The organism is Emticicia sp. BO119 (genome assembly GCF_013912375.1).
In the GTDB taxonomy this organism is placed as follows: Bacteria; Bacteroidota; Bacteroidia; order Cytophagales; family Spirosomataceae; genus Emticicia.
In genome coordinates this window covers 234,276-258,132 of the sequence record NZ_JACETV010000003.1, presented here as the reverse complement: position 1 = coordinate 258,132, position 23,857 = coordinate 234,276, and the positions used below count along the sequence as shown (strand labels likewise).

At 40.3% G+C, this 23,857-nt stretch carries 19 protein-coding genes; 13 read left to right on the top strand and 6 right to left on the bottom strand.

What is annotated here, in order from left to right:
- Positions 1–105: 105 nt before the first annotated feature.
- From H1R81_RS12465 to H1R81_RS12455, 3 genes are all read left to right on the top strand, one after another.
- A complete protein-coding gene (locus tag H1R81_RS12465; protein ID WP_181841056.1) occupies positions 106–1,005 on the top strand; it encodes an NTP transferase domain-containing protein in 900 nt (299 codons plus the stop codon).
- An 18-nt stretch (positions 1,006–1,023) separates the two neighbouring features.
- Positions 1,024–1,494, top strand: coding sequence for a GNAT family N-acetyltransferase (locus H1R81_RS12460; RefSeq protein ID WP_181841055.1), 471 nt, complete (start codon positions 1,024–1,026; stop codon positions 1,492–1,494).
- A 201-nt stretch (positions 1,495–1,695) separates the two neighbouring features.
- Positions 1,696–2,775, top strand: a complete 1,080-nt coding sequence (locus tag H1R81_RS12455) for a dipeptidase (RefSeq protein WP_181841054.1) — start codon at positions 1,696–1,698, stop codon at positions 2,773–2,775.
- Here the strand turns inward: H1R81_RS12455 and H1R81_RS12450 are convergent.
- The 4 genes from H1R81_RS12450 to H1R81_RS12435 all read right to left on the bottom strand — a co-directional run bounded on the left by H1R81_RS12450 (position 2,772) and on the right by H1R81_RS12435 (position 6,780).
- Positions 2,772–3,140, bottom strand: a complete 369-nt coding sequence (locus tag H1R81_RS12450) for a LytTR family DNA-binding domain-containing protein (protein ID WP_181841053.1) — start codon at positions 3,138–3,140, stop codon at positions 2,772–2,774. The genes H1R81_RS12455 and H1R81_RS12450 overlap by 4 nt on opposite strands.
- Before the next feature lie 14 nt (positions 3,141–3,154).
- A complete protein-coding gene (locus tag H1R81_RS12445; RefSeq protein WP_181841052.1) occupies positions 3,155–3,922 on the bottom strand; it encodes a DUF4595 domain-containing protein in 768 nt (255 codons plus the stop codon).
- A gap of 331 nt (positions 3,923–4,253) precedes the next feature.
- A complete protein-coding gene (locus tag H1R81_RS12440; protein WP_181841051.1) occupies positions 4,254–5,327 on the bottom strand; it encodes a M43 family zinc metalloprotease in 1,074 nt (357 codons plus the stop codon).
- A 7-nt stretch (positions 5,328–5,334) separates the two neighbouring features.
- Positions 5,335–6,780 (bottom strand): hypothetical protein, encoded by a 1,446-nt coding sequence (locus tag H1R81_RS12435; RefSeq protein ID WP_181841050.1) that lies wholly within the window; start codon positions 6,778–6,780, stop codon positions 5,335–5,337.
- A 241-nt stretch (positions 6,781–7,021) separates the two neighbouring features.
- Here H1R81_RS12435 and H1R81_RS12430 point away from each other — a divergent pair, with 241 nt between their 5' ends.
- From H1R81_RS12430 to H1R81_RS12385, 10 genes are all read left to right on the top strand, one after another.
- Positions 7,022–7,249: a hypothetical protein gene (locus tag H1R81_RS12430; RefSeq protein WP_181841049.1), complete on the top strand. Its 228-nt coding sequence runs from the start codon at positions 7,022–7,024 to the stop codon at positions 7,247–7,249.
- The gene (locus H1R81_RS12425; protein ID WP_181841048.1) at positions 7,221–8,054 is read left to right on the top strand and encodes a phosphatidate cytidylyltransferase; all 834 of its coding nucleotides are present in this window, start codon (positions 7,221–7,223) and stop codon (positions 8,052–8,054) included. The genes H1R81_RS12430 and H1R81_RS12425 overlap by 29 nt, the downstream gene beginning before the upstream one ends.
- A 69-nt stretch (positions 8,055–8,123) precedes the next feature.
- Positions 8,124–8,837: a carboxypeptidase-like regulatory domain-containing protein gene (locus H1R81_RS12420; RefSeq protein WP_181841047.1), complete on the top strand. Its 714-nt coding sequence runs from the start codon at positions 8,124–8,126 to the stop codon at positions 8,835–8,837.
- Positions 8,838–9,090: 253 nt separating this feature from the next.
- Positions 9,091–10,194, top strand: coding sequence for a glutamine-hydrolyzing carbamoyl-phosphate synthase small subunit (gene carA, locus H1R81_RS12415; protein WP_181841046.1), 1,104 nt, complete (start codon positions 9,091–9,093; stop codon positions 10,192–10,194).
- Between the two features lie 175 nt (positions 10,195–10,369).
- Positions 10,370–11,689 carry a threonine synthase gene (gene thrC, locus H1R81_RS12410; protein ID WP_181841351.1) on the top strand — a complete coding sequence of 440 codons (1,320 nt, stop codon included), beginning with the start codon at positions 10,370–10,372 and terminating at the stop codon, positions 11,687–11,689.
- 108 nt (positions 11,690–11,797) lie between these two features.
- Positions 11,798–13,390 carry a LytTR family transcriptional regulator DNA-binding domain-containing protein gene (locus H1R81_RS12405; protein WP_181841045.1) on the top strand — a complete coding sequence of 531 codons (1,593 nt, stop codon included), beginning with the start codon at positions 11,798–11,800 and terminating at the stop codon, positions 13,388–13,390.
- 138 nt (positions 13,391–13,528) lie between these two features.
- Positions 13,529–14,533: a hypothetical protein gene (locus H1R81_RS12400; protein ID WP_181841044.1), complete on the top strand. Its 1,005-nt coding sequence runs from the start codon at positions 13,529–13,531 to the stop codon at positions 14,531–14,533.
- A 643-nt stretch (positions 14,534–15,176) separates the two neighbouring features.
- Positions 15,177–17,654 carry a PAS domain-containing sensor histidine kinase gene (locus H1R81_RS12395; RefSeq protein ID WP_181841043.1) on the top strand — a complete coding sequence of 826 codons (2,478 nt, stop codon included), beginning with the start codon at positions 15,177–15,179 and terminating at the stop codon, positions 17,652–17,654.
- Positions 17,655–17,752: 98 nt separating this feature from the next.
- Entirely contained in the window at positions 17,753–18,760 is a 1,008-nt protein-coding gene (locus H1R81_RS12390) for a Gfo/Idh/MocA family oxidoreductase (RefSeq protein ID WP_181841042.1), read from the top strand.
- Positions 18,761–19,068: 308 nt separating this feature from the next.
- On the top strand, positions 19,069–21,480 hold the full coding sequence (locus tag H1R81_RS12385) for an ABC transporter permease (RefSeq protein WP_181841041.1): 2,412 nt from the start codon (positions 19,069–19,071) through the stop codon (positions 21,478–21,480).
- Between the two features lie 344 nt (positions 21,481–21,824).
- On the opposite strand, the gene H1R81_RS12380 is transcribed toward H1R81_RS12385, so the two are convergent.
- Together H1R81_RS12380 and H1R81_RS12375 are read right to left on the bottom strand one after the other, a co-directional pair.
- Positions 21,825–22,883: a hypothetical protein gene (locus tag H1R81_RS12380; protein ID WP_181841040.1), complete on the bottom strand. Its 1,059-nt coding sequence runs from the start codon at positions 22,881–22,883 to the stop codon at positions 21,825–21,827.
- Between the two features lie 156 nt (positions 22,884–23,039).
- Positions 23,040–23,846, bottom strand: coding sequence for an ABC transporter ATP-binding protein (locus H1R81_RS12375; RefSeq protein WP_181841039.1), 807 nt, complete (start codon positions 23,844–23,846; stop codon positions 23,040–23,042).
- Between the last annotated feature and the right edge of the window lie 11 nt (positions 23,847–23,857).

The following is a 23,857-nucleotide window of genomic DNA, read 5'->3' as shown; positions in this document are numbered from 1 at the left end:
TATGGGATTAACTGTATTTTATACAATTAAAATCGAAAAAACTTTTTATAGGTTAACAAAACAGTTTTGTACTTTTGTTGTGAATTCATGAAACCAAAGCATATTATGTCGAAACCAACATTATTGATTTTGGCGGCCGGAATGGGGAGCCGCTATGGAGGTATTAAACAGTTAGATAAGTTTGGGCCTAATGGCGAAACAATTATCGATTATTCATTAAATGATGCTATAAAAGCCGGATTCGGCAAAATAGTGTTCATTATCAGAGAAGAACTCAGAGAAGATTTTCAGGAAATATTCGGGCCGAAATTAGAAGGTAAAATTGATTACGATTTTGCGATTCAGAGCGTACAAAGCTATGTGCCTGCCGAATTGGGCACTATAGAACGCACTAAACCCTGGGGTACAGGCCATGCTGTTTTATGTGCATGGGAGCAAACAAGTACGCCTTTTGCGGTTATCAATGCCGATGATTTTTATGGCTATGAGGGCTTTAAAATCATGGCTGATTTTTTATCGGGCAATACAGACGAAACCTGTCAGGCAATGGTAGGTTATCAGATTAAAAATACGTTATCAGAAAACGGGTCTGTATCAAGAGGAGTTTGCGAACTCGATAAAGACGGTTTTCTGGAAGTGGTAACAGAACGCACCAAAATCTACCGGCAGCCAACCGGAAAGATAGTGTTTGAAGAAAGCGATAAACTGACCGAACTGGAAGAAGATACCATCGTGTCGATGAATTTCTGGGGCTTTATGCCATCTGTATTTCCGGTCATCAACGAGATGTTCAAGGAATACTCGGCACAGAATATCAACTCACCGAAAGCAGAGTTTTATATTCCGACTGTAATGACTTACCTGATTAAAAACGGGCTTGGCAAGTGTAAAGTGTTCTCGAACGAGTCGGAGTGGTTTGGGGTAACCTATCCTGAAGATAAACCAACCGTTACCGAGGCACTGAGAAAACTTTCGGAGCAGGGGTTGTATCCGGTTGAAGCCTGATTGAATTAACCACAAAGTATGAATATTACTTATCGTAAAGCTACCCTTGCCGATGTGCCAGAACTGGCAAGACTAAGAATTGATTTTCTGAAAGAAGTACAAAGCCCTGAAACACATCTGGTGAGTGAAGATGGGTTGAATGAAATTCTGAAAGACTTCTTTCAACAGCAGTTAGCAACCGGGCAGATTGTTGCATGGCTGGCTTTGGCTGATGGAGCAGTAGTATCAACAAGCGGATTATGCTTCTCTACTATCATGCCGGGTTTTACGCTATTAGATGGTCGGGTAGCCTATATCATGAATATTTATACTTTGCCTGGCTGGCGCAAAAAGGGCATTGGCAAGCAGGTTTTTTATCATATTTTAGAAGCAGCCAAAGAGCGGAACTACAAACGTATTTTACTCCATGCCACTGAAGACGGCCGCCCGATTTATGAGAAATTCGGATTTAAAGCAACGAATGATGAAATGGAACTGAGATTGTACTGAACGATGATTTAGCTGATTATTGCGATTAAACTGATGATTATAGTAATGATTGATTTTGATTACTTAAGTTATTATTATTGAATCATACTAAGAATGGGCGACAATTGCCATTCTGGTAAATCAATTTAATCAGGTAAACCAAAGTTCAGACAGAATATTCACCATTCGCCATTAAAATATCTTCAATAAATCAATACTATTATGCTAATTATTGACGCACATCTCGACATGGCTATGAATGCTATTGAATGGAACAGAGACTACCGGCGACCGGTAGAGGAAATCAGAACAATGGAAAAAGACATGACTGATAAGATTGACCGTGCTAAAGGGGTGGTATCGTTACCTGACCTGCGCAAAGGAAAAATTGCAGTAGTGGTTGCCACACAATTAGCCAGATATAGTGAAAACAACGGCAATATGCCAGGCTCAGGCTGGAACTCGCCACATCAGGCATGGGCTATGACACAAGCCCAACTGGCCTGGTATCAGGCAATGGTAGAGGCCGAAGAAATGGTGCAGATTACTACTACGGAGCAATTAGATAACCATATAGCCATGTGGGAAGATACCACTATCAGTGATGTGGTTAAGCCCATAGGTTTTATTCTGAGTCTGGAGGGTGCCGACTCTCTGGTGAATCTCTCGTATCTTGAAAAAGCCTATGCTTATGGTTTAAGAGCCATTGGCCCTGCTCACTATGGCCCCGGGCGTTATGCACCCGGTACAGGAATGACAGGCGGATTGACCAAAGAGGGTAGGGAGTTAGTAAAAGAAATGGATAGATTAGGTATGGTGCTTGATGCCACCCACCTGACAGACGAGGGTTTTGATGAAGCCTTAGATCTTTTTCAGGGGCAGGTATGGGCAAGCCACCATAATTGCCGGGCTTTAGTGCCGCACCAAAGACAACTGAATGATGAGCAGATTAAACGGCTGGCAGAAAGAGATGCTGTAATAGGGGGGTGTCTGGATGTGTGGATGCTGAAGCCTGATTTGATACAAAGGCAGATAAACCCACGTGAAGCAGAGGCAAATCTGGAAGTATTGATTGATCACTACGACCATATATGCCAGCTGACAGGTAATAGCCTGCATATTGCCATTGGCAGTGATTTAGATGGTACTTTTGGTACGGAGCAATCGCCGTATGATCTGGAAAGCATTGCCGATTTGCAGAAATATCAGCATCTGTTAAGCAAAAGGGGTTATTCAAATGCTGATATTGAGAATATTTTTAATAAAAACTGGCTAAGACTTATGCGTAAGGCTTTGGCTTAATTTTCAGAGAAGTTTGAAGAGGTATGCTCTTCAAACTTCTTGATTTTTCTTCTTGAAACAAAAATCTTTTCTCCGGTCGACAGGCAAGCCCAGTTCCCTTCGGTATTCTTTTCAAATTTAGTCAGATATTTCAGATTCAGTAAGGTTCCTCTGTGTACACGCGTAAAATCTCCTTTGCTCTGCAGTTGTTGTTCATAGATTTTCATGGTGTGAGAAGAAAGGAATTGCCGGCCATTGCTCAGGTAAAACCGGGTATAATTATCAAAACTTTTCAGATACACAACGTCGTCGGTGCGGACACATTTTTTCTTGTGGTTAAACCACAATACACTTGGTTCGGGGGTTACATCAGTTTTAGTTTTCATGATTCAAAAGGGATTTAAAGGCATATATATTCGTATTTATTGGTTTGTGTGGTGGTTTTAAGGTCTTTGTCTGTAAACTTCTCTACAAGCGATTTCACAAATCCGTTTGTATTCTGCTCGTAGGTGTATTCGGTTAGCTCGGTCTTTTTATCTGCATAAGTATATTTTATAGTCTTTATCAGGTTCTTTGATATTCTGCCATACATATCTGGTTGATTCTGATTACCTATCAGGTCGGCCTTATTCAGTTTATCTTCATAATAGGTATAATCTACTGTATAATTCAATACATTACCGGTTACGTTCTTTATTTGCATCAGGTTGCCATTGGCATAGGTATAAGCTGAGCTACTATTCAGTTTCGGGTCATTTACATAGGCATAACTGGCTGTTTTTAAAAAGCCATCTGTATCATAAGTAAAAGTATTGGTATAACCTGCACTTCCGTCCTGAACGAGCTTCACAATATACCCCTTTTTATTCAAACTTGTTTTAAAAATATTGCCGACACTGCCGTCTGAAAAATTTCGGGTAATAACCAACACGGTGTCCGACTGATAGCTGTAATTTTCTGTCAGCCCTTTTCCGTCGGCACGAGTAACCCTGGCTATTTTACCATTTTCATAACTTATCACCATTTCAAGATTTCCAAAGGACTGACGCGCTATTTTTACCATTTTATCACAGGCAAAATCTATCGGTTCAATGGGGGCATCTGCCTTCTGGCAGGAAAAACTTACAGAAATAATTACGCATAAGACAATACTGATTACGGTTTTCATGGTTTTACTTGATGTTAGAAGTCAGATAAAAAATTTTCATTTGGTTTCCGACGACCAACAAGACAAAATTCGTGTATTAAATATTGCCTGTCAATCACGGTAAACCGTGATTTGTATCTACAGGAAAACCTGTAGATGAGTTTTGAAAAGGAGGGGTCTGTCGGCTTGGCCGATAGTCCCCTCGAAGCAAAAGTCGATTCATTAAACTTGATATGGCAAAGTTGGCGTTTTAGGCAACACGCATCAATTACGGGAAACCGTTATAAACCTGAAAATAAAAGGGCATATCAGCTTGCTGATATACCCTGTAAACGATGTCAGAATAGATAGTTTAATTACAATAAGGATTTGATTTGACAGACACTTTTCCGCCTGTACCCGGCGAAAATTTAGTGCCTGATTTGAGTGATACTTTCTTGGCCTGAAAAAACTGGACAGCCGTGCTATTGACAGTCAGGTTCGGACTGCCATCAGATACATATACTGCATCGCGGGCAAAAATATAACCCGTACCGCTTGAAATGGTAGTATTGCCAAAGATAGGCGTATAAATAATATCCTGCACCACAAGAGGCGTTAATGAAGGGTCAGTTGTCAGAAAAGTGCGCATACGCTCGCCTTGTCCGTTGGTAAAAATGCTACGGCAGGGTCTGCTTCCATAGCCCATCATGTTGGTTGTCATGGGTGCATAACTTACATTACAGGCATCTTTTCCGCCACCAATATAAACGCACGCGGCATTTACTCCGCCATCGTCGTCAGCAGGGGTATCACATATTACATCACCGGCGGTAGCACAATTCTGACAAGCCCCTGCACGGGCTACATTCTCCTTGTTGCTGTTGCCGTTTTCGTCTACGGTTTCAAAAGTATGATAAAGCCCCAGGCAATGGCCTAATTCGTGCCCGAGGGTTGAGACATTATCAAGACTTGCTATTGCACCTCCTGATAAACTAAGATAAGTGTTCGGGATTCCATAGGCAGTGCCATTGAGGCCCGGTAATGAATTATGAATAAAAATATTGATAAACCCGGGTTCTCTGAATGGGAGTACTTCTGCGGCCTCGGTATCTTTTGTGTGGGTGTTCAGGTCGGAATTATTAACCTGTCTGATACCTCCCAATACAAAACAGATATTTTGGGGTTGATATTGGTTTGCCATGTTCTGAATCTGTCTTAAAATATTTTCATCTGTTGCGCCGCGATGCGAACCATCGTCATCGGCAAATACAGTAACAAAGATTTTTACAGTAAAGGGCGCATTAATGGCATTAGCTATTTTGTCTTTCTGCTCCTGGCTGAAAATGATAAGTTTACCGGTTGGTCTGGTATCACAGTCAATATGTTGTGCGCGCAGATTAGTATAAATTAATGCCGCCAATAAAAGTAACAAGAGTTTTTTCATGGCCTGATTAGTTTTTAGATTTTACATTGGCTAATTCTCTTTTCAGGGCTTCGTTTTCATCTTCTACTTTTTTCAGTCGTTTATTGATTTCGATTAAATAGAGGGTCAGCTCTTCTATTTTCTCCATTTGCAGTTTGCTCATATTACCTACTGCCAGTGATTTATTTTCAATTTCTTCTGCTTTCGGAATGTTCGGCAGATGCCCGTTGGTTTGAATAAAGTGCTCTACTTCATGTAGTGGTTTCAGGCGGTAATCTGGTTTAAACACATAATCAGGCCAGGGTGTAACAAGCACTTCCAGTTCGGTGCAGAGCACTTTGCCGTCTACACTCATTTTGTATCCTGCCGGAATGGGCGTACCACCAAACTGAAAGCGTTCGTCGGTAGTGATGGTGAAAGCGGGGCCTCCGTTATTGACGAATAGGCCCAAAGGATGATTGGACAAGGTTCCGTACCAGCCCATGCCTGAACCCGCATACGTACCAACCTGAATACCCACATTGTTGATATGCACCATACCAGCCGAGTTTCCGGTAGTACTTACCTGTAATTTGAATGCAGGCGTTGTATTGAAGCCTATACCTACATTGCCATTGTCGAGGATTGTCATCACGTTTCCTGAGCTGGCGTGTTGCTTGAACAGATAAGCATTCCCGTTGTTGGCATACCATTGATAGCCCTTTGCTACATTGCTTCTGTCATAAAAAAGGTAGCCGGCATCAGACCCCTGGCTTTGTACGTTGCCGTTTCCGGTAATTCTCATTTTTTCGGTAAAAGCCGCACTTCTACCTACGCCAAACATAATGTTGTCGCTGGTGGTAGGTACAAACAACTGAAAAGCCGCCGCCTGTACACCCATACCGTAGTGGTTGTCGGTAGAGGCTGTATTACCACCCCACAATGAAATCTTGTCGCCAATGGCAGTCGGGAAAGTTAGCGGGTGTTTGGGTGTCATGGTTCCGATGCCCAATCGGGTATTGGTCATATCAAAACCAAACTTCCAGTTAGAAACTGTACCCATACCGAACAAGCCAAAAATATCGTCGTTAAACATCCCTGTAAATGCGCCTTCGCTATTGTTAGATTTATTATACCAGATGCCCGCAGTTTCTCCACTATATTGTCGTATCCTGGCCCGGCCTTTCACATCTAACCAGTAAGCGGGGGCGTCTGACCCGATTCCAACTTTGCCCTCGGTTGTGAGAATCATCTGCTGACCTCCATTATTGGTCGTGAATCTTAGCGAATGATTTGAGTGGGTCTGAATAAACGCTGCTCCGGCGTCGGCATATGTTCCTACCCTGACATTCCCCGAAACATCAGATTGTTCGAAACCTACCCCGTTCTTTTTTATGATTGCATTAGACAGAGAATAGGCCGAAGATGGTGTAATTTCTACAGCTTGCCCGAAGGCCGTTGCTGAGATGAAAATTAATAATAGAAGTTTTTTCATGGTTTTAAATCATTCAACGGTTTCTTGAAAAAGATGGAGCAAATTTCCATGATTTACAAATACCCATCAATTACGGAAAACCGTAATAAGCACCTAAGAGCCAGTCAATAATCTCGGCTGATGAAGTAGAACATTGGAGCATGGCTTGCAGAAAAATTAAAAAATAACCCTAATGGGAATTCTGAACCTACACATTTAAAGAAAATACCTTTATATTTGATGAAAAAATAACATTGGAAATATGGTAAAATGGATAAAGGTTTTTGAGACACCCGATGTTTTTAAAGCCGAACTCCTTAAGAATGAATTACTGACGCACGAAGTGATGGCTGTAGTTTTAAATAGAAAAGACCGCAATTATCTATGGGGCTGGTGCGAAATACAGGTGCCTGACCACCAGGAGAGCATCGCAAAAGTGATTATCGATATATTTAACCAAAATGACTCAGAAACTAAACCAACTCTCTAACCTTACCCAACGAATCATTGCTGCTGTTATCGGAGTAACTATTATCTTAACTGCCGTATTATATAGTGAATGGACATTCTGGATTTTGTTTTTAGCAATTAGTGTACTGACCCAACGCGAGTTTTATAAATTGTTGAAATTAGACGCTAACCTGCCTCTAACCTTCTACGGAACATTCTGCGGGATTGTGCTGAATGCACTTACTTTCTTTATCGAGAAAGATATGCTCTCTTTTAAGTTTTATTATATTATAGTGCCTTTGCTTACTACTACTTTTTTTATAAAACTCTATAAAAAGAAAGATTCAAAGCCTTTTGCCAACCTTGGGTACACTTTTTTGGGTATTACTTATGTGGCAGTGCCGTTTGCTTTGATCAATGAACTGGTGCTGACCGACAGAGGCTATGAGCCTAAGCTGATACTGGGTTGCCTGTTTATTTTGTGGGCTAATGATACAGGTGCTTACTTTGCCGGAAGGTTTTTAGGCAAACGCAAATTGTTTGAACGGGTATCGCCCAAAAAGACCTGGGAGGGATTCTTCGGAGGGGCAATATTGGGTTTGGTAATAGCGTTTATTTTAACACAGTATTTCGACTGTATTCTGCCCTGGCAATGGTATGGAATCGCTGTGATTATTTCTGTTACCGGAACTTTAGGCGATTTGGTAGAATCGTTATTTAAGCGTAGTATTGCTATTAAAGATTCAGGAAGTGTGATTCCGGGGCATGGTGGATTTTTAGACAGATTTGACGGACTCCTGCTTTCAATGCCTTTTATTGTAACATTTCTGAAGATTTTTATCTGATATTTTTGAACCTGTTTGATAAAAAAAAATGTTTTTATTCTGGTTGAATATACCCTTATTGACTATACTATGAAAAAAAATCTTACATATCTTTTTGTTTTTATTTGCCTGGTAGTAAGTCATTTAGCGCATTCGCAAGGTGAGATAAAATATATAACTTTCTCAGGGGTAGTCATTGACGGACAAACCAAAGAACCTTTACCGGGAGCATATATTACGATTCCGCAGGCAGGTAGAGGTACGCTCTCAAACAGTAGAGGATATTTCGGTATAGCAGTGTTTCCCGGCGATACGGTTGTGTTCAGTTATCTGGGTTTTAAAAAACAGTATCATGTGATCCCGAAGAAGACAGACGTCGATTATTCGGTGTTTGTTGAGTTACAGGTAGACTCCAAAATGTTAAAAGAAGTTAAAGTTTATCCGTTCAGTACCGAAGAAGAATTTAAACAGGCATTGGTAGATATGAAACTACCGGACGAACGGGAGAGACAGATTCTGAGAGAAACTTATAGTACAGAGAATGTAGCTAAGCTGGCGTCTGTGCATGGCATGACCTCATACGATAATTATAAGTATGGGCAGAATCAGTTTCTGAAACAGATTGAAAGCAGGGGGCAGGTAACAACCAATCCTTTGCTGAATCCGTTCTCATGGGCTAATTTTGTGAAATCAATTAAAAGTGGTGCCTGGAAGGATAAGTCGTGGAAGGCAGGTGCTGAGGCTGCCCCAAGCGATAATGTAACCAGAGACCAGTATTTCAGAAATATGAAAAACGGTAACTGATAGATTCTCTTTCACAACGTTTTCTGATTACAACGAATGGATCCGATGTCCTGTTTGCTATCATCAGAAGCATTTCTTCAGAATAACAATTGTATTTTAAAAAGAAAAAATACGCACTATCATAGATTTCTGCTGAACGTATCTGTTTTTTTTATACCTTTGTTCTCCGATACTGTACTTGAATTACTTGCATAAATGCAATGAATCGAGCAGATTTTTTAATATTTATCGGAACACATACATTCTCCTTTCAATGACTCATACACCTTCTGACGCCATTTTACTTCTTGAAGATGGTACTTTTTTCAAAGGTAAAGCTCTTGGTAAAATCGGTACTTCGGCTGGCGAAATCTGTTTTAATACCGGTATGACCGGCTATCAGGAAATTTATACAGACCCGTCTTATTTCGGCCAAATCGTTGTTAATACTACTTCACATATCGGTAATTACGGAGTAGTGTTAGATGATGAAGAAGAATCGAAGAGCGTAACAATCAGTGGTATGGTTTGTAATGCCTATGCCAACCACTATTACTCCCGCACAACGGCTGATTATTCTTTGCAGGAATACTTTGAACGCGCAGGTATAGTAGGTATCTGCGATGTAGACACACGCCAGGTAGTACGCCATATCCGTGACAAGGGTGTAATGAACTGTATTATTTCTTCCGAGATACTTGACCCGGAAGATTTAATGGTTGAACTGAAAAAATGTCCGTCGATGGAAGGTCTTGAACTTTCGTCTGTAGTTAGTACTCCAGAACCTTATACTTTAGGGGCAGAAGATGCCAGGTATAAAGTAGCAGTTCTGGATTTTGGTGTGAAGAAAAGTATCCTGAAAAACTTCACTCAAAGAGATTGTTACTGCAAGGTATTCAATGCTAAATCAAGCCTTGAAGAAATCAAAGAGTTTAATCCGGATGGATTCTTCTTATCGAATGGCCCTGGCGACCCTTCTGCCATGCCTTATGCGGTAGAAACGATCAAAGAAGTAGTAGAGGAAGGGAAACCTGTATTTGGTATCTGTCTCGGACATCAGCTATTGGCCCTGGCCAGTGGAATTGATACCTACAAAATGAAAAACGGACACCGTGGCTTGAATCATCCGGTTAAAAACCTTATTACTGGGCTTTGCGAGGTAACCTCGCAGAATCATGGATTTGCAGTAAAACCTGATGAAGTAATGAAAAATGAGAATATCGAACTGACACACGTGAATCTGAACGATAATACGATTGAGGGTATCCGTAGGAAAGATAAACCTGCGTTCTCGGTTCAGTATCACCCTGAAGCATCACCAGGCCCGCATGATTCAAGATATTTGTTCGATGATTTCGTGAAGATGCTTGATAAATAATAGGCCTTAGCGCAGTATTAACAGCGAAAAGATAATTTGATAGGACGATTTTCCCAATCGTCCTATATTTGTGAAAGGGGGAGAGGAACAATTATTTTTTGTTTTCGGTAGAGACGTAAGGCCTTGGGTCGCTACCGAAATAGGTTATTCTAATAAAAAATCTGAAATCATTCCTATGCAATTATATAGTACCAAACACCAAAGCCCTGAGGTATCTTTAGAAGAAGCCATTTTCCGTGGATTACCCCCTGATAATGGACTTTATATGCCTACCTCTATTCCAGTCTTACCTCAATCATTCTGGGATAATGTAGAAAACCTGAGTTTACAGGAAATAGCCTTTGAGATTGCCCATGCGCTGATTGGAAAAGATGTGCCTGCCAATGATTTGAAAAGCCTGATAAACAAAGCTATTGATTTTCCCGCGCCCTTGATAGAGGTAGAAGAAGATACTTTTTGTCTTGAATTGTTTCATGGGCCTTCTATGGCGTTTAAAGATTTCGGAGCCAGATTCATGGCGGCTTTGATGTCTTACTTTCTGCAAAAATCAGAAAAACAGATTCATATTCTGGTGGCTACCTCGGGCGATACCGGTGGAGCCGTAGCACAAGGGTTTTATCAGACACCCAACATTGATGTAACGATACTCTACCCAAGCGGCAAAGTAAGCGATATTCAGGAAAAGCAATTGACTACTCTAGGTGAAAACGTTAGTGCCTTAGAGGTTGATGGCACGTTTGATGATTGCCAGAAACTGGTAAAACAGGCTTTTTTAGATAAAGAATTAACTGCCCAGTTCGACTTAGCGTCTGCTAACTCAATTAATATTGCCCGTCTAATTCCACAGGCATTTTATTATGTGAATGCCTATGCACAACTGAAGAAAAAAGGGCTGGCTAAAGAAATGGTCATTGCTGTGCCAAGTGGCAACTTTGGCAACCTGAGTGCCGGAATCATTGCCTGGCGAATGGGTATGCCTGTGAAACAGTTTATTGCGGCTACCAATGTTAATAAAGTAGTGCCTGAGTATCTGGAATCCGGTATTTATGAGCCTATCAGCCCATCATTATCCACAATCTCTAATGCAATGGATGTGGGGAACCCGAGCAATTTTCCTCGTATGGAGGCATTGTTTGGTAACGATTTAGCCGAAATGCAGAAAATGCTGAAGGGCTACTTTTATACCGATACCGAAACACGCACAGCCATGCGTACGGTATATGAACGCACAGGCTATGTGATGTGCCCACATACGGCGGTGGCTTATCTGGGCTTAAAAGATTATACCAGAACTCTTGACGAACCTGTAACGGGTGTATTTTTGTCTACTGCCCACTATGCCAAATTTCTGGATGTAGTAGAGGAGGTAATAGGCGAGCAAGCCATTCCAGAGAGACTTTCAGCTTTATTAGATAAAGAAAAACAGGCCACCAGAATAAGCACTGATTATGAAGAATTTAAGCAAACAATTGTAGCTGCTTTTTCAAAAGTCTGATAGCTTTCATTCGCAGAAATGGTACAAACACTAAAAAATGCGTTGAATCATAGGATGATAAGCGCATTTTTTATATTTTGGAATACTATTATACGGTGTACCCCAAAAATGAGAGCAATTCGTACGATTTTGTTTTTGTTGGTTCTATCTTTTCCTGGTCTCGGTCAGGTATCTCTGCTGCAAGAGGGTTCATATCTTATTGATAACCAACAAACCACAAAGGCTTTTGCTCTAAAAGATACTCTACGCTTCAAGAAAACCAACGGGCAACTGATTTTACCAAAATTTTCTACACTCAGATTTAAATTCCGGATTCAGGGCGAAACTGATAAACACACAAAAGCTTATATCTATTGCAATAGCCAGGGCTTAGTTAAACTCTTCCGTATAACCCAATCGGGTATGGAGCTATTGGGTAAAACAGGTTTTACCTGCCCGTATCATGAGCGCTCTCTACGAGATGAAATCTCATTTATTCAGGTAGATATTCCTAAAGACGAACTTCACGGATATATCCTCGAAATAAAAAACTATGCCATTGAGCATGATGCATTAACCCTGTTAAAATATGATTACAGTCAGTATCAGGAAATCAAGATTAACCAGAGTAATTCGTTTATCAGCAAATACGCGCAACCCATTTTCTTAGGCGTAGTAGTGCTGATTCTGATAATCACCGCCATTCAGCTATTTCTCTTTCGGGAGCGAATCTATTTTATCTATCTGCTTTACATAGTTTTTATCTTGCTAAGGGTAGCCATGAGCATAAGCTTACTGGTGATTGAAGATATATTTGTCGGGCTTCGAGAAGTTGGTTTTATCAGTCGTTTTTCTCAAACATTCTCATTTCTGTCAATCATCTGCTATCTGTTTTTCATCCGTGAGTTTGCCGATATTCCTAAAAGATGGCCTTTATTCGATAAATTTATCCAATTTCAAATCCTTTTCATGGCTTTGTACATGATGGGCGAGCTTTTCTTCGTGGTCGAGAAATATACTGTACCGCTTTACATCTCAGTTCATAATGGCTTCGAGTTTGTAGAAATGATATTGAGCATGGTTACGCTTCTGGGGTTGTTAAGGTTATACAATCAACAAAATAAATTTCTGGTCTGGGGTGTATGTACACTGTTTTTAGGTGCCTTTGTCGGACAGCAGATACTATTGCGCCTGAGTACTTTGAGCCGACTCGAACAGGATGAATACCTGCAATTGCTCTGGGGGATCTCGTATCTGGGCGAAATGGCTTTCTTCACCACAGGCTTGTTTCACCGTACCGCACTTATGAAACAGACCCTTGAAAGCCAGCATAATGAGCATCAGAAACTATTGGAAGAACTCAATAAACATAAAGAAAAAGAAGTACCGCTACAGCCTGATAAACTGAGCATTGCTACTAATAAAGGAACCATTGTTATCAGGCAGGAGAATATAATCAGAGTTGAAGCAGCCGGGAATTATACTATTTTTTATGTGCAGAACCAACCGCAAGTTATGGCCTCAAGCACGATGGCGGAATTTGAAGAAAAACTCGATGTATCAAAGTTTATCAGGGTTCATAAATCACACATAATCAATTGCAGCTTAGTGACGAAGTATAAGCGAGGCGATGGTGGTAGCTTAACGTTGCAAGATGGCTCTGAAATTCCGGTTTCAAGAAGCCGTAAAGAAGAATTACTCAGGAAACTTCAAATCGTTTAATAAATTCTTTGTTATTCACGAAGCAAAGGCTGGTATTCACTAACTCAGGCCAGGAATCATTACTCTAAAGACCAATAATTATATAGTTTTCATGTGCTTTTGATGTTGTTGATTTTGTATTTTAAACATTTATAAGACATGAAAAAAAATAATTACCAGATTGCACTTAATCTTATTTTTCTTTTGTTGTTTTTCACCGCTCTTTCGTCTTACGGGCAAAGCCTCACGATTCTGCCTGAACAAGTACGCTCAGACAACGCAACCGGCGATAATATTACGCTAAGATCAAGTAACTCCCTGATAGGTCTTCAAAGTTATAAATATAATGGTACAACTGACGCAGAAACAGCAGTAACACTCGGGCAGTCTTTACTGAGAATAGGTGGGGGTGGTTACTACCTTCCGGCAAGCTATTATTCAGAGAGAGCCGCTATGTATTTTGTTGCCAGCCAGAACTGGGGCCCCGGGGCATCGGGTGCAAGAATTACGTTCTGGACAACACCTCTTAATACTAATGCTACAACAGAGAGATTAACCATTTATCATGATGGCAATATCGGTATCAATACACCTGCACCTAAATCTAAGTTGCATATCACGCATTTGGCGGTAAGTGATAACCCTCACTTATTACTGGAAAGTACTTCTTCTGCCGCTTCGGTTATCAGAGCTATTTCTACCCGGTCTGGGAAGTGGGAAAATCGTTTTGCAACCAGCGATACCGCAGCTGCCAATATCGTTTCGTGGGTAAATACGACTTTCAGTAAAACGCCACTCAAGTTAACAGGTGAAGGAGATGCGATTATAGAAAGAAATGCTTCTGTTGGTGGCTACACAAGTTTAGGGGGAGCTGCCGCACCTAAGATAAAAATGAAAGAACTATCACTGACCACCAGTGGTGCATCTTCAGGTACGGCATCGATAGCACACGGACTGACACAAGCCAAGATATTATCAGTATCGATTCTTGTTAATGCGACTACAGGGAGCGATATACCACCCAGCTATAAATCTACTGTTTTTACGGGTTTCGAGTACTATTTTTTTGTTTTAAGTACTACGATTGTCATTGAAAACTCAAGTGGTAACCATGCAAATATTGCCGGAAGACCCGCCAGAATTTTAATCACCTATAAAGAATAAACGCTTGCAGCGGTAAATCATGGAGATGTGAAGTAGTGAGATAGACTGATAATTAACTGCCCAAAAGGGGGTGTCTAAAAAGTTTTTTACGCAAAATATTATTTGGCTAATCTCAACCCGCGCGGCGTCCGCCCACACCCTAAATCCCTCTCCCCAACTGTGAGGAGAGGGACTTTTTAGCCCTTTCCCATTGTTGGGGAAGGGTTGGGATGGGGTCTTTTCCAAATATTATTTGGCGTAAAAAACTTTTTAGACACTCCTTTTTGGCTAATTCAGCCTAAGATATTAAATGCTTATCTATATATACTGAAAATATCTGTTTAAAATCTTAATTTATTTGTTTAATTTTAGGTCGGTTTTTTTAATTAAAAACTCAACAATAATTGTTGACACCTACCTGCCGCCTCCCTTATATTTGTCTGAAAGAATAGATTGTTACCTCTATTATTCAGATAGATAACTCTATTTTTTATTTATTAATTTCTAATTTTCTTGCTGACAATCTGATGTTAACTTTACTATCATCGGGTTAAGTCTTATTGTTAAAACAGAATTGCTCTATTGCTAAATTATTATACTTAAAGAATCGGTATCATTCAGAACAGTATAGTGGTAAAACTATATTGATTAATATATGAACTGCATGAAATCTAAAGCCACAATAAATTCATTTATTTCGGGAGGGGGAGAAATGAGCGAATTGACTCGCCTGAAAGACTGGAGTACAACTACCATCGGGAGTCCTGAAAACTGGCCACAAAGTTTAAAAACAATGGTTAATTTTCTGCTTAATTCAAAGTTTCCTATGTTTTTGTGGTGGGGGCCTGAGTTGATATGCTTTTATAACGATGCTTATCGCCCAAGCTTAGGCAAAGAGGGGAAGCATCCTTCGATTTTAGGAATGAGAGCTCAGGAAGCCTGGCCTGAAATCTGGCATATTATTAAACCACTTATTGATCAGGTGTTAACTACGGGCGAAGCCACCTGGAGCGAGGATCAGTTAGTGCCGATTTATCGGAATAATCGGATTGAAGATGTGTACTGGACATTCAGCTATAGCCCTGTTAATGATGAGTTCAATAAACCTGTCGGCGTTTTTGTTACCTGTTATGAAACTACCCGACAGGTTCAGAATATACAAGCCTTGCAGGAAAGAGAGGATACTCTTAGCTTCACGATTGATGCTGCCGAATTGGGTACTTGGGATCTGAACCCCTCTACAAATCGCTTTACTGGTAATGCACGTTTAAAAGACTGGTTTGGCTTGCCACAAGGTGCTGAAATAGAACTTCCATTGGCAATAAATAATATCATAGAAGAAGACAGGCAAAGGGTAATAGATTCCATTCAATCGGCTCTGCAATATAACTCAGGAGGACATTACTCAATAGAATATACAATTCTGAATCCTGTAACGAATCAGGAGCGAATTGTAGTGGCCAAGGGCAAAGCCTTATTTGACGAAAACAAGGTGGCTTATCGCTTTAGTGGTACATTGCAGGATATTACACAGCAAGTACATTCGGTAAAAAAACTGAAAGAAAGTGAGCAGAAGTTCAGATTATTGGCTGATTCGATGCCCCAGTTTGTATGGACGAGCGATCCACAAGGAAATCTGAATTATTACAATCAGGCGGTAGTTGACTACGCTGGTTTTACACCTGAAGATTTTAAAGAAGACAAGTGGTTTCAGATGGTTCATCCTGATGACAGAGAAGAGAACATAAGAAAATGGATTGAAGCAATGACAACGGGTCAGGGGTTCTTGTTTGAGCACCGGTTCAGACGTAAAGATGGATCCTACCGCTGGCATTTGAGTAGTGCTACTGCACAAAGAGATGCCAGAGGAGATATACAGATGTGGGTAGGTACAAGCACGGATATACACCAACAGAAGGCATTTGCTAATCAATTGGAAAAAGAGGTAGAAAGCCAGATAATAGAGATGAAGCGCCTGAATGAGGTATTGAAAAAGAATGAAGAGCGGTATCATCAGATGGTTGAGGAAGTACAGGATTACGCCATTTTCTCTCTCAGCCGGAACGGGATAGTTGAGAGCTGGAACAAGGGAGCAGAAAAAATAAAAGGTTATACTGCACACGAAATTGTAGGTAAGAGTTTTTCGACATTTTATCCGGTGCAGGATAAAGAAAGTGGATTGCCCGAAAAATTATTACAAGAGGCAAGAGATATTGGCAAAGCGAAGCATGAAGGCTGGCGGGTTCGTAAAGATGGGAGCCTTTTCTGGGCGAATGTGGTAATTACAGCTATTCATAATGACCAGAATGAAGTGATTGGCTTCTCAAAAGTTACGCATGATCTGACAGAAAAAAAACGAGCCGATGACAGAAGGCAAGTTGATGCATTGAAACTTGAACAAAAAAACAAAGAACTGGAAAGAATAAATGCCGAACTGGAGTCTTTTGCCTACGTTGCAAGCCACGACCTACAGGAACCCCTGAGAAAAATACAGACTTTCTCGGGCAGGTTATTAGAAAAAGAATTGGAGAATTTATCAGTTACGGGTAAAGACTATTTAGAAAGGGTAAAGAAATCAGTAGCCAGAATGCAAACACTGATTGAAGACCTGCTTGCGTATTCGAGAACCAATACAGGAGAGCGGGTTTTTACACAAATTAATACACAAGAAATAATTAATGAGGTAAAAGAGGATTTTAAAGAGATTATTGCAGAAAAAAAGGCAGTTATTGAGGTGAAAGGCACCTGTGAAGTGAGAGCCATTCTTTTCCAGTTTAAACAGATCATGAGTAATCTTATTGGCAACTCCCTGAAATTTGCAAAACCTGGGGTTGTGCCAAAGATTCAGATTGAATGCAAGATTATATTAACAAATGATAAAGCCCGGCTGCCTTTTAGTCCTGACCAGAAGTATTGTCAGATAACGGTGGCAGATAACGGTATAGGATTTGAAGAAGAATATAAAGACCGGATTTTTGAGATATTTCAACGCTTGCACGGAAAAAGTGAGTATAAGGGAACTGGGATAGGGCTGGCTATTGTAAAGAAAATTGTAGACAACCATCATGGGGTAATAAGGGCAACTGGCATACCAGGTAAGGGGGCTACTTTTGAGATTTTTATACCAGCAAATCAGTACTAACGTATCAGGTTTCGGAGAAAAAAGCCTTGTTGTATTATTTCAGCAAGGCTTTTTTACTTAATTTAGCCCTTCATTTACAACCTTACTTTATTATAACCATGATTAACGTTGCCTTAGTAGGTTTTGGACTATCGGGGAGATACCTGCAAGCCCCTTTTTTTGAAGCTAACCCTCACTTTCGTTTAAAGACGGTCGTTTGTAATAGTCAGGATCCAAGAGTTATTTTTCCGAATGTGCAAGTAGCCAGAAGCATCGATGAAGTATTAGCCGATAATGAGATAGAACTGGTGAGTATATGTACTCCCAGCCTTACGCACCACGAATTAGCCATCAAGAGCCTACAGGCTAATAAGCATATTCTCGTTGAAAAGCCATTTACATCTACGGTTGCAGAGGCAGAAGAGATAATTGCTTTAGCCACCGAAAAGAATAAAGTAGTTTGTGTGTTTCAGAACCGACGTTTTGACGGTGATTTCAGAACTGTCAGGAAAGTGGTAGAAAGTGGCATATTAGGCGAATTAATCAGCTACGAGGCGCATTATGACAGGTATAAACCTGTGTTGAATCCTAAACCCTGGAAAGAAGCGGTAAGCCCGGCTAACGGGATTCTCTACGATTTGGGTGCTCATATCATTGACCAGACAATCACCCTGTTTGGCGCACCTGAAGGCGTCTGGGGTGAAACCTTTATTCAAAGACAAGGCTCTGCCATTGATGATGCTTTTGACATCCGTCTTGATTACGGTAAACTAAAAGTAACCCTTAAATCAAGTTTATTAGTAAGAGAAGAAGGCCCGAGATATGTGATACACGGCACCAAAGGCTCTTTTGTGAAATACGGGTTGGACGTGCAGGAAGACAATCTGAAAGCCGGACTAATGCCTGGTATGGAGGGCTTTGGTGTGGAATCTAAAGCCAATAGCGGTATTCTGAATGCAGAGATAAACGGTGTGTCTTTCAGAGGAACAGTTGATACTGAGCCTGGAAACTGGGGCATCTTATTTCAGAATCTCTACGAAGTGATTGCCGAAGGGAAGGAGCAATTGATTAAACCCGAACAGATAGTAGCCCAGATGCGGGTGATAGAGGCGGTGAAGCAATCGTGATTCGTTATTGAACTGGCAACGTTGCAGAGTTAGTGAAAATTTTAGTTTTAAAATATCCATTACTATAAGAACCAGCTTATAGCAATGGATATTTTTATTTCATAGCCTTCTTATTTGAATATCCGTTTTGGATAAAGTTGATTTACATTCTTTTACAAACGATTTACAATCTTTCAGGAAAATATCATAACGAAAACACTTTCTTTGAATAGGATATGCTTTTGATTTATCAGAAAGGGATATATCTGACATTTAGTAAATATTCTCAATGTGCCAATCGCTGATTCACTATTCACAATTATACTTGTATGTTAAGAAATTACCTGAAAGTTGCTGTTCGTAATCTTGCTAAAAACAAGATTTATTCTTTCATCAATGTTGTTGGTCTGGCTATTGGTATGAGCTGTATGCTGTTAGCTTATCTGTTTGTCAGAGATGAAATGAACTTTGATAGCTTTCATCGGCATAATCCGAACCTTTATCGGGTTATAACGGCTATCAAAGAGGAAAGAGAGGCTGAAACACACCTGTCTGGCGGCACAGGAATGGTACAGGCACCTGCTTTTAAACAACAGATTGCTGAAATAGAAACGATTGCGAGAGTAATGGGTGGTGAGATTTACAGTGATGTGAAGTCGGAAAATAAAGCAATCAGGCTACAGCCTTTATTTGTCGATAGTACTTTTTTTGAGGTTTTTTCTTTTGAGATGATCAGAGGTACGAAAGAAAAAAGCCTGAACACCTTAAATTCGGTAGTAATTACTGAAAAAACTGCCCTTCGTTTCTTTAATACTGTTGATGTATTAGGAAAATTATTGGAACTTGATGCTGACCCGTCTGCAGAAAGATTAGGTAAGCCTTTAATCATTTCAGGTGTTGTAAAAGATCCCCCTGAAAACTCGTCAATTCAATTTGATATGCTGCTCCCATTCGGGTTTATGCAACTTGCTTTTAACGATGACAACTGGTTGAATAACTATCTGGGAACATTTATGGTGCTGAATCCTAAAGCTGATACCCGGAATGTTATCAATAAAATGAATAAGATTTATAGTGTATATGCAAAAGACCAGTTGGCAGAAAGCCTTAAAAACAAATTTGATCCTCAGATAAGCTATAGCTTGCAACCTTTTACAGATATACACCTGAACCCACTGAATGGAGGGGGTGAATCAGGCGTCGTGAATACAAGCTCGCCTGTTTATAGTTCTCTCTTTATCGGTATTGCTGCTTTTATTCTTGTTATGGCAAGTATTAATTTTATTAATATAAGTCTGGCCAATTCGTTTTCTCGTTTCAAAGAAGTAGGCATCCGTAAAACAACAGGGGGTACACAGCGCCAGATAATCTTCCAGTTTCTGGGTGAATCTGCTCTTGTGTGTATCATTGCTTTTGTATTGGCAATAGCAATTGTACTTGTTGTACTGCCTGTGTTTAATGTTTTATCAGGAAAATTTATTCAGTTTAGAGATATATTCAGTATCCAGACTGTTTGGTGGTTTTGGGCAATACTCTTAATAAATATACTGATGGCGGCCTTGTATCCTGCAATGGTGATGTCTTCTCTGAAACCTGTTGATGTGCTTTATAAAAAGACAAAATTATTGAATAATGGTCTGTTGGGTAATAGTCTTGTTGTGATTCAGTTTTCGCTTTCTATGGTTATGATTATTGCCACTCTGATATTTTACAGCCAGATGGATTTTATCCGGAACAAGGATTTAGGCTATGTTCCTGCTCAGATTTTAAGAACGGAGATACCGGGTAACAGAGATGTACCTAAAATCAGTGCACAATTGAGAACTGAGGTCTTTGGTGATCCATTCATTGAGAATATTTCATTCGGTGCTGAGGCAGGTACTTATGATACAAAAGTGGGCAATCGTACCATTAAAACTACTTACAGGAATGGAGACTATAATCATATCCCGACATTAGGTATTCAATTAATTGCTGGCAGAAATTTCTCCTCGCATTTTTCAGGAGATAAGCAACGCGGGCTGATTGTGAATGAGGCATTTGTCAAAGCATACAATCTTAAAAATCCGTTAGGAACAAAGGTAGAAATTGCGCCCTATTATGAGAATAGCTCAAGGGAGATTATAGGAGTTATTAAAGACTTTCATTCAGGGTCTTTAAAAGAACGGATTCAACCGATGATTCTATTCATGTACGAACCGTTTGCAGGGGGCATCTGGTTAAAAATAAATCATAAAAATCAGCAACTTGCTTTAAAATCATGGGAGAAAATTTTCAAAAAGATAATGCCAGGAGCTGTATATCAATATAGATTTTTAGATGATCTCAATCATCAACAGTATTATCAGGAGGAGCGTTGGCAAAAGATTATTGGCTATGCTACTTTCATTTCTTTTTTTATCTGCTGTCTTGGTCTTTTTGGCATAGCCAGACTTGCGGCACACCGACGTACCAAAGAAATCGGGATACGTAAAGTTCTGGGTGCATCAGTAGCAAGTATTATAGCTTTATTGTCTGCCAGATTCCTTAAGCTGGTATTAATTGCTGTATGTATCTCAATACCAGCAGGCTGGTATCTGAGCCATCAATGGTTACAGAATTTTGCCTATAAAATGGAAACGCAGTGGTGGATTTTTGTAATGGCAGGCGTTATCTCATTGCTTTTGGCACTTTTGACGGTAAGTTTTCAAAGTATCAAAGCGGCTCTTATGAATCCGGTGAAGAGTTTAAAAGTAGAATAGAGGTATGTAGTTGTCTGATTAGATTGACTGATATAAGATTTGCAGAGCACCTGAATTAGGGGGTGTCTAAAAAGTCCAGAGTCGCAAAATATTATTTGGCTAATCTCAACCCGCGCGGCGTCCGCCCACACCCTAAATCCCTCTCCCCAACTGTGGGGAGAGGGACTTTTTAGCCCTTCCCCATTGTTGGGAAGGGTTGGGATGGGGTCTTTTCCAAATATTATTTGGCGTAAAAACCTTTTTAGACACTCCCGCATCTATAAAGTGGGAGAACTCAACTGTGTCGTATGTTCGCTCAATCACTAAATAAGATATTCGCTAATTCAGTATTCATGATTGATTCCTCAAGGTAATCCTAACAAAAAACCAATCGTAAAATTCGCATCCCAGTCGAAAACGAACTGATTACAATTAGTAGCATCTTTAATAGCCTTATAGATATTTACGCCTGATTTATCCTTGGCATCTTTCAGATCTTTGTAATAGGCTGGTTCTTTCAAAACAGTATAGCGTTCTTTGCCGTTTCTCACTTTCTTAGCCATTGAAAAAGGCACCCCGCCTATAATAAAACAGGTTTTGCGTTTCATGCCTGGTATTGATGAGGCTTTGTCTTTTACGTCATCATATACTTTGCCATCATCTACGCCATTCTGGAAATATTTTGCTCCATAGGTCTCAAGGGCCGATACACTGCCGTTGCTCGACCATGAGATTTTGGTATTACCCGAACCAATATCAGTTACAAAAGCCTCGTCTTCAAAATCTTTAGGTAGTACACATTTCAAGGCCAGAGCGCCCTCTTGCTCTGGTGATACAGTATTTACGAAATAATTAAGTGCTTTTAAGTTCTTTACGATTTTCTGTGTAACATCTGCTTTTACTGCACCCGAACTCACCACAAAGTGAATATCACGGCCACTCACACCGAAATCAAGCATACTACCGATATATTTTTTCAGACCTGTTCTGATGTCCTCATCAGTAGCCATGTTTTCGGTTACGAGACTGTTTCCGAACTCTGATTTTTCCAGTTTCCAGTTTTTACTTTTGTCTATTCTTACAATGAATGAGTTGAAACCGCTGGCACCTAATTCTACCACACCTTTCAGTTTGCCATTCACAGGCTCAGGTGCTACAAAACTGAATGAAGAAGAACCTGCAGCTGTGGCTTCATTATCACTGTTCTCACTGCCAGATGAGGTAGCTGTAGCAGAACTTTCAGCTGCCGGGCCATCTTCCGGTGCTTTCGTGGATGATTCTTCTGTGGTGGTCTCATTGCTTTTATTCAACACAGACCTGCCCCAGGCGGTATTTTCAAGAATATATTTGCCCCCAAAAAATAAACCCGCAAGAATCGCAAGGGTAATCAGAAATCTGGCAAATGGTGTAAGTGTTGTTTTCATTGTGTTAAAAGTTAAAATCTACTGAGATTTTGTGTAAATGGATATTTGTTATTTTGGTATTTACTTAAATTTATTGTATTTCGGCTTAAATGGCTTTATTCTTTGCTCAATCAAAGTCCCAGACTTGTGATGGCCATTGTTCCTGACCATTCATTCTTAAATCTTTCCACCTCCCAATACAATCATCTTATCTTCTACCTCTCTTACTAACTCTACAAATCTTTTCTGACGTTTGGTTTCATGATTACGGTTAAGGGGTAAATCTACTTTTACGTGCTCAGTAATTAACGAGGGTGGTGCTTTCATCATATATATATCATCACCCAGATAAACCGCTTCCGAAATATCATGCGTCACAAAAATAATGGTTGGATGAATTTTATGCCATATCTCTAATAATAATTCCTGCATCTGTAAGCGGGTGTTGATGTCTAAAGCCCCAAAGGGTTCGTCCATCAAAAGAATATCCGGGTTCACTAACAAGCTGCGGGCAATAGCTACCCTTTGCAACTGTCCGCCAGACAAGGTAGGGTATTGAGCAAACTTGTTTTCGTGTCCTTGCAAGCCAACCAGTTTAAGCATTTCCATTGCTTTTTCATTGCGTTCTTTCTTGCCGAGTCCCTGATATTCGAGCCCCAAAGCTACATTTTCTAATACTGTGAGCCAAGGAAACGACGAATATTGTTGAAATACCATGCCCACGTGCTGCCCGCTTGCCAGTTTTTTCTCATACAACAATATCTCCCCCGAAGTAGGCTCCTGTAAACCAGAAATATAGCGTAGCACCGTAGATTTACCACAACCCGATGCCCCTAACAAGACAATAAACTGCCCCTGCGCCGGTTTATCTTCAATCAAAAGGTTTAAATCCTGAATTACATAGCTTTTCCCTCCATCATAACTCTGTGAGACATTCTTTAGCTCAATGATGTTGTTAAGGGGTGTATCTGTAAACTTTATCATTTCCTTCGCAA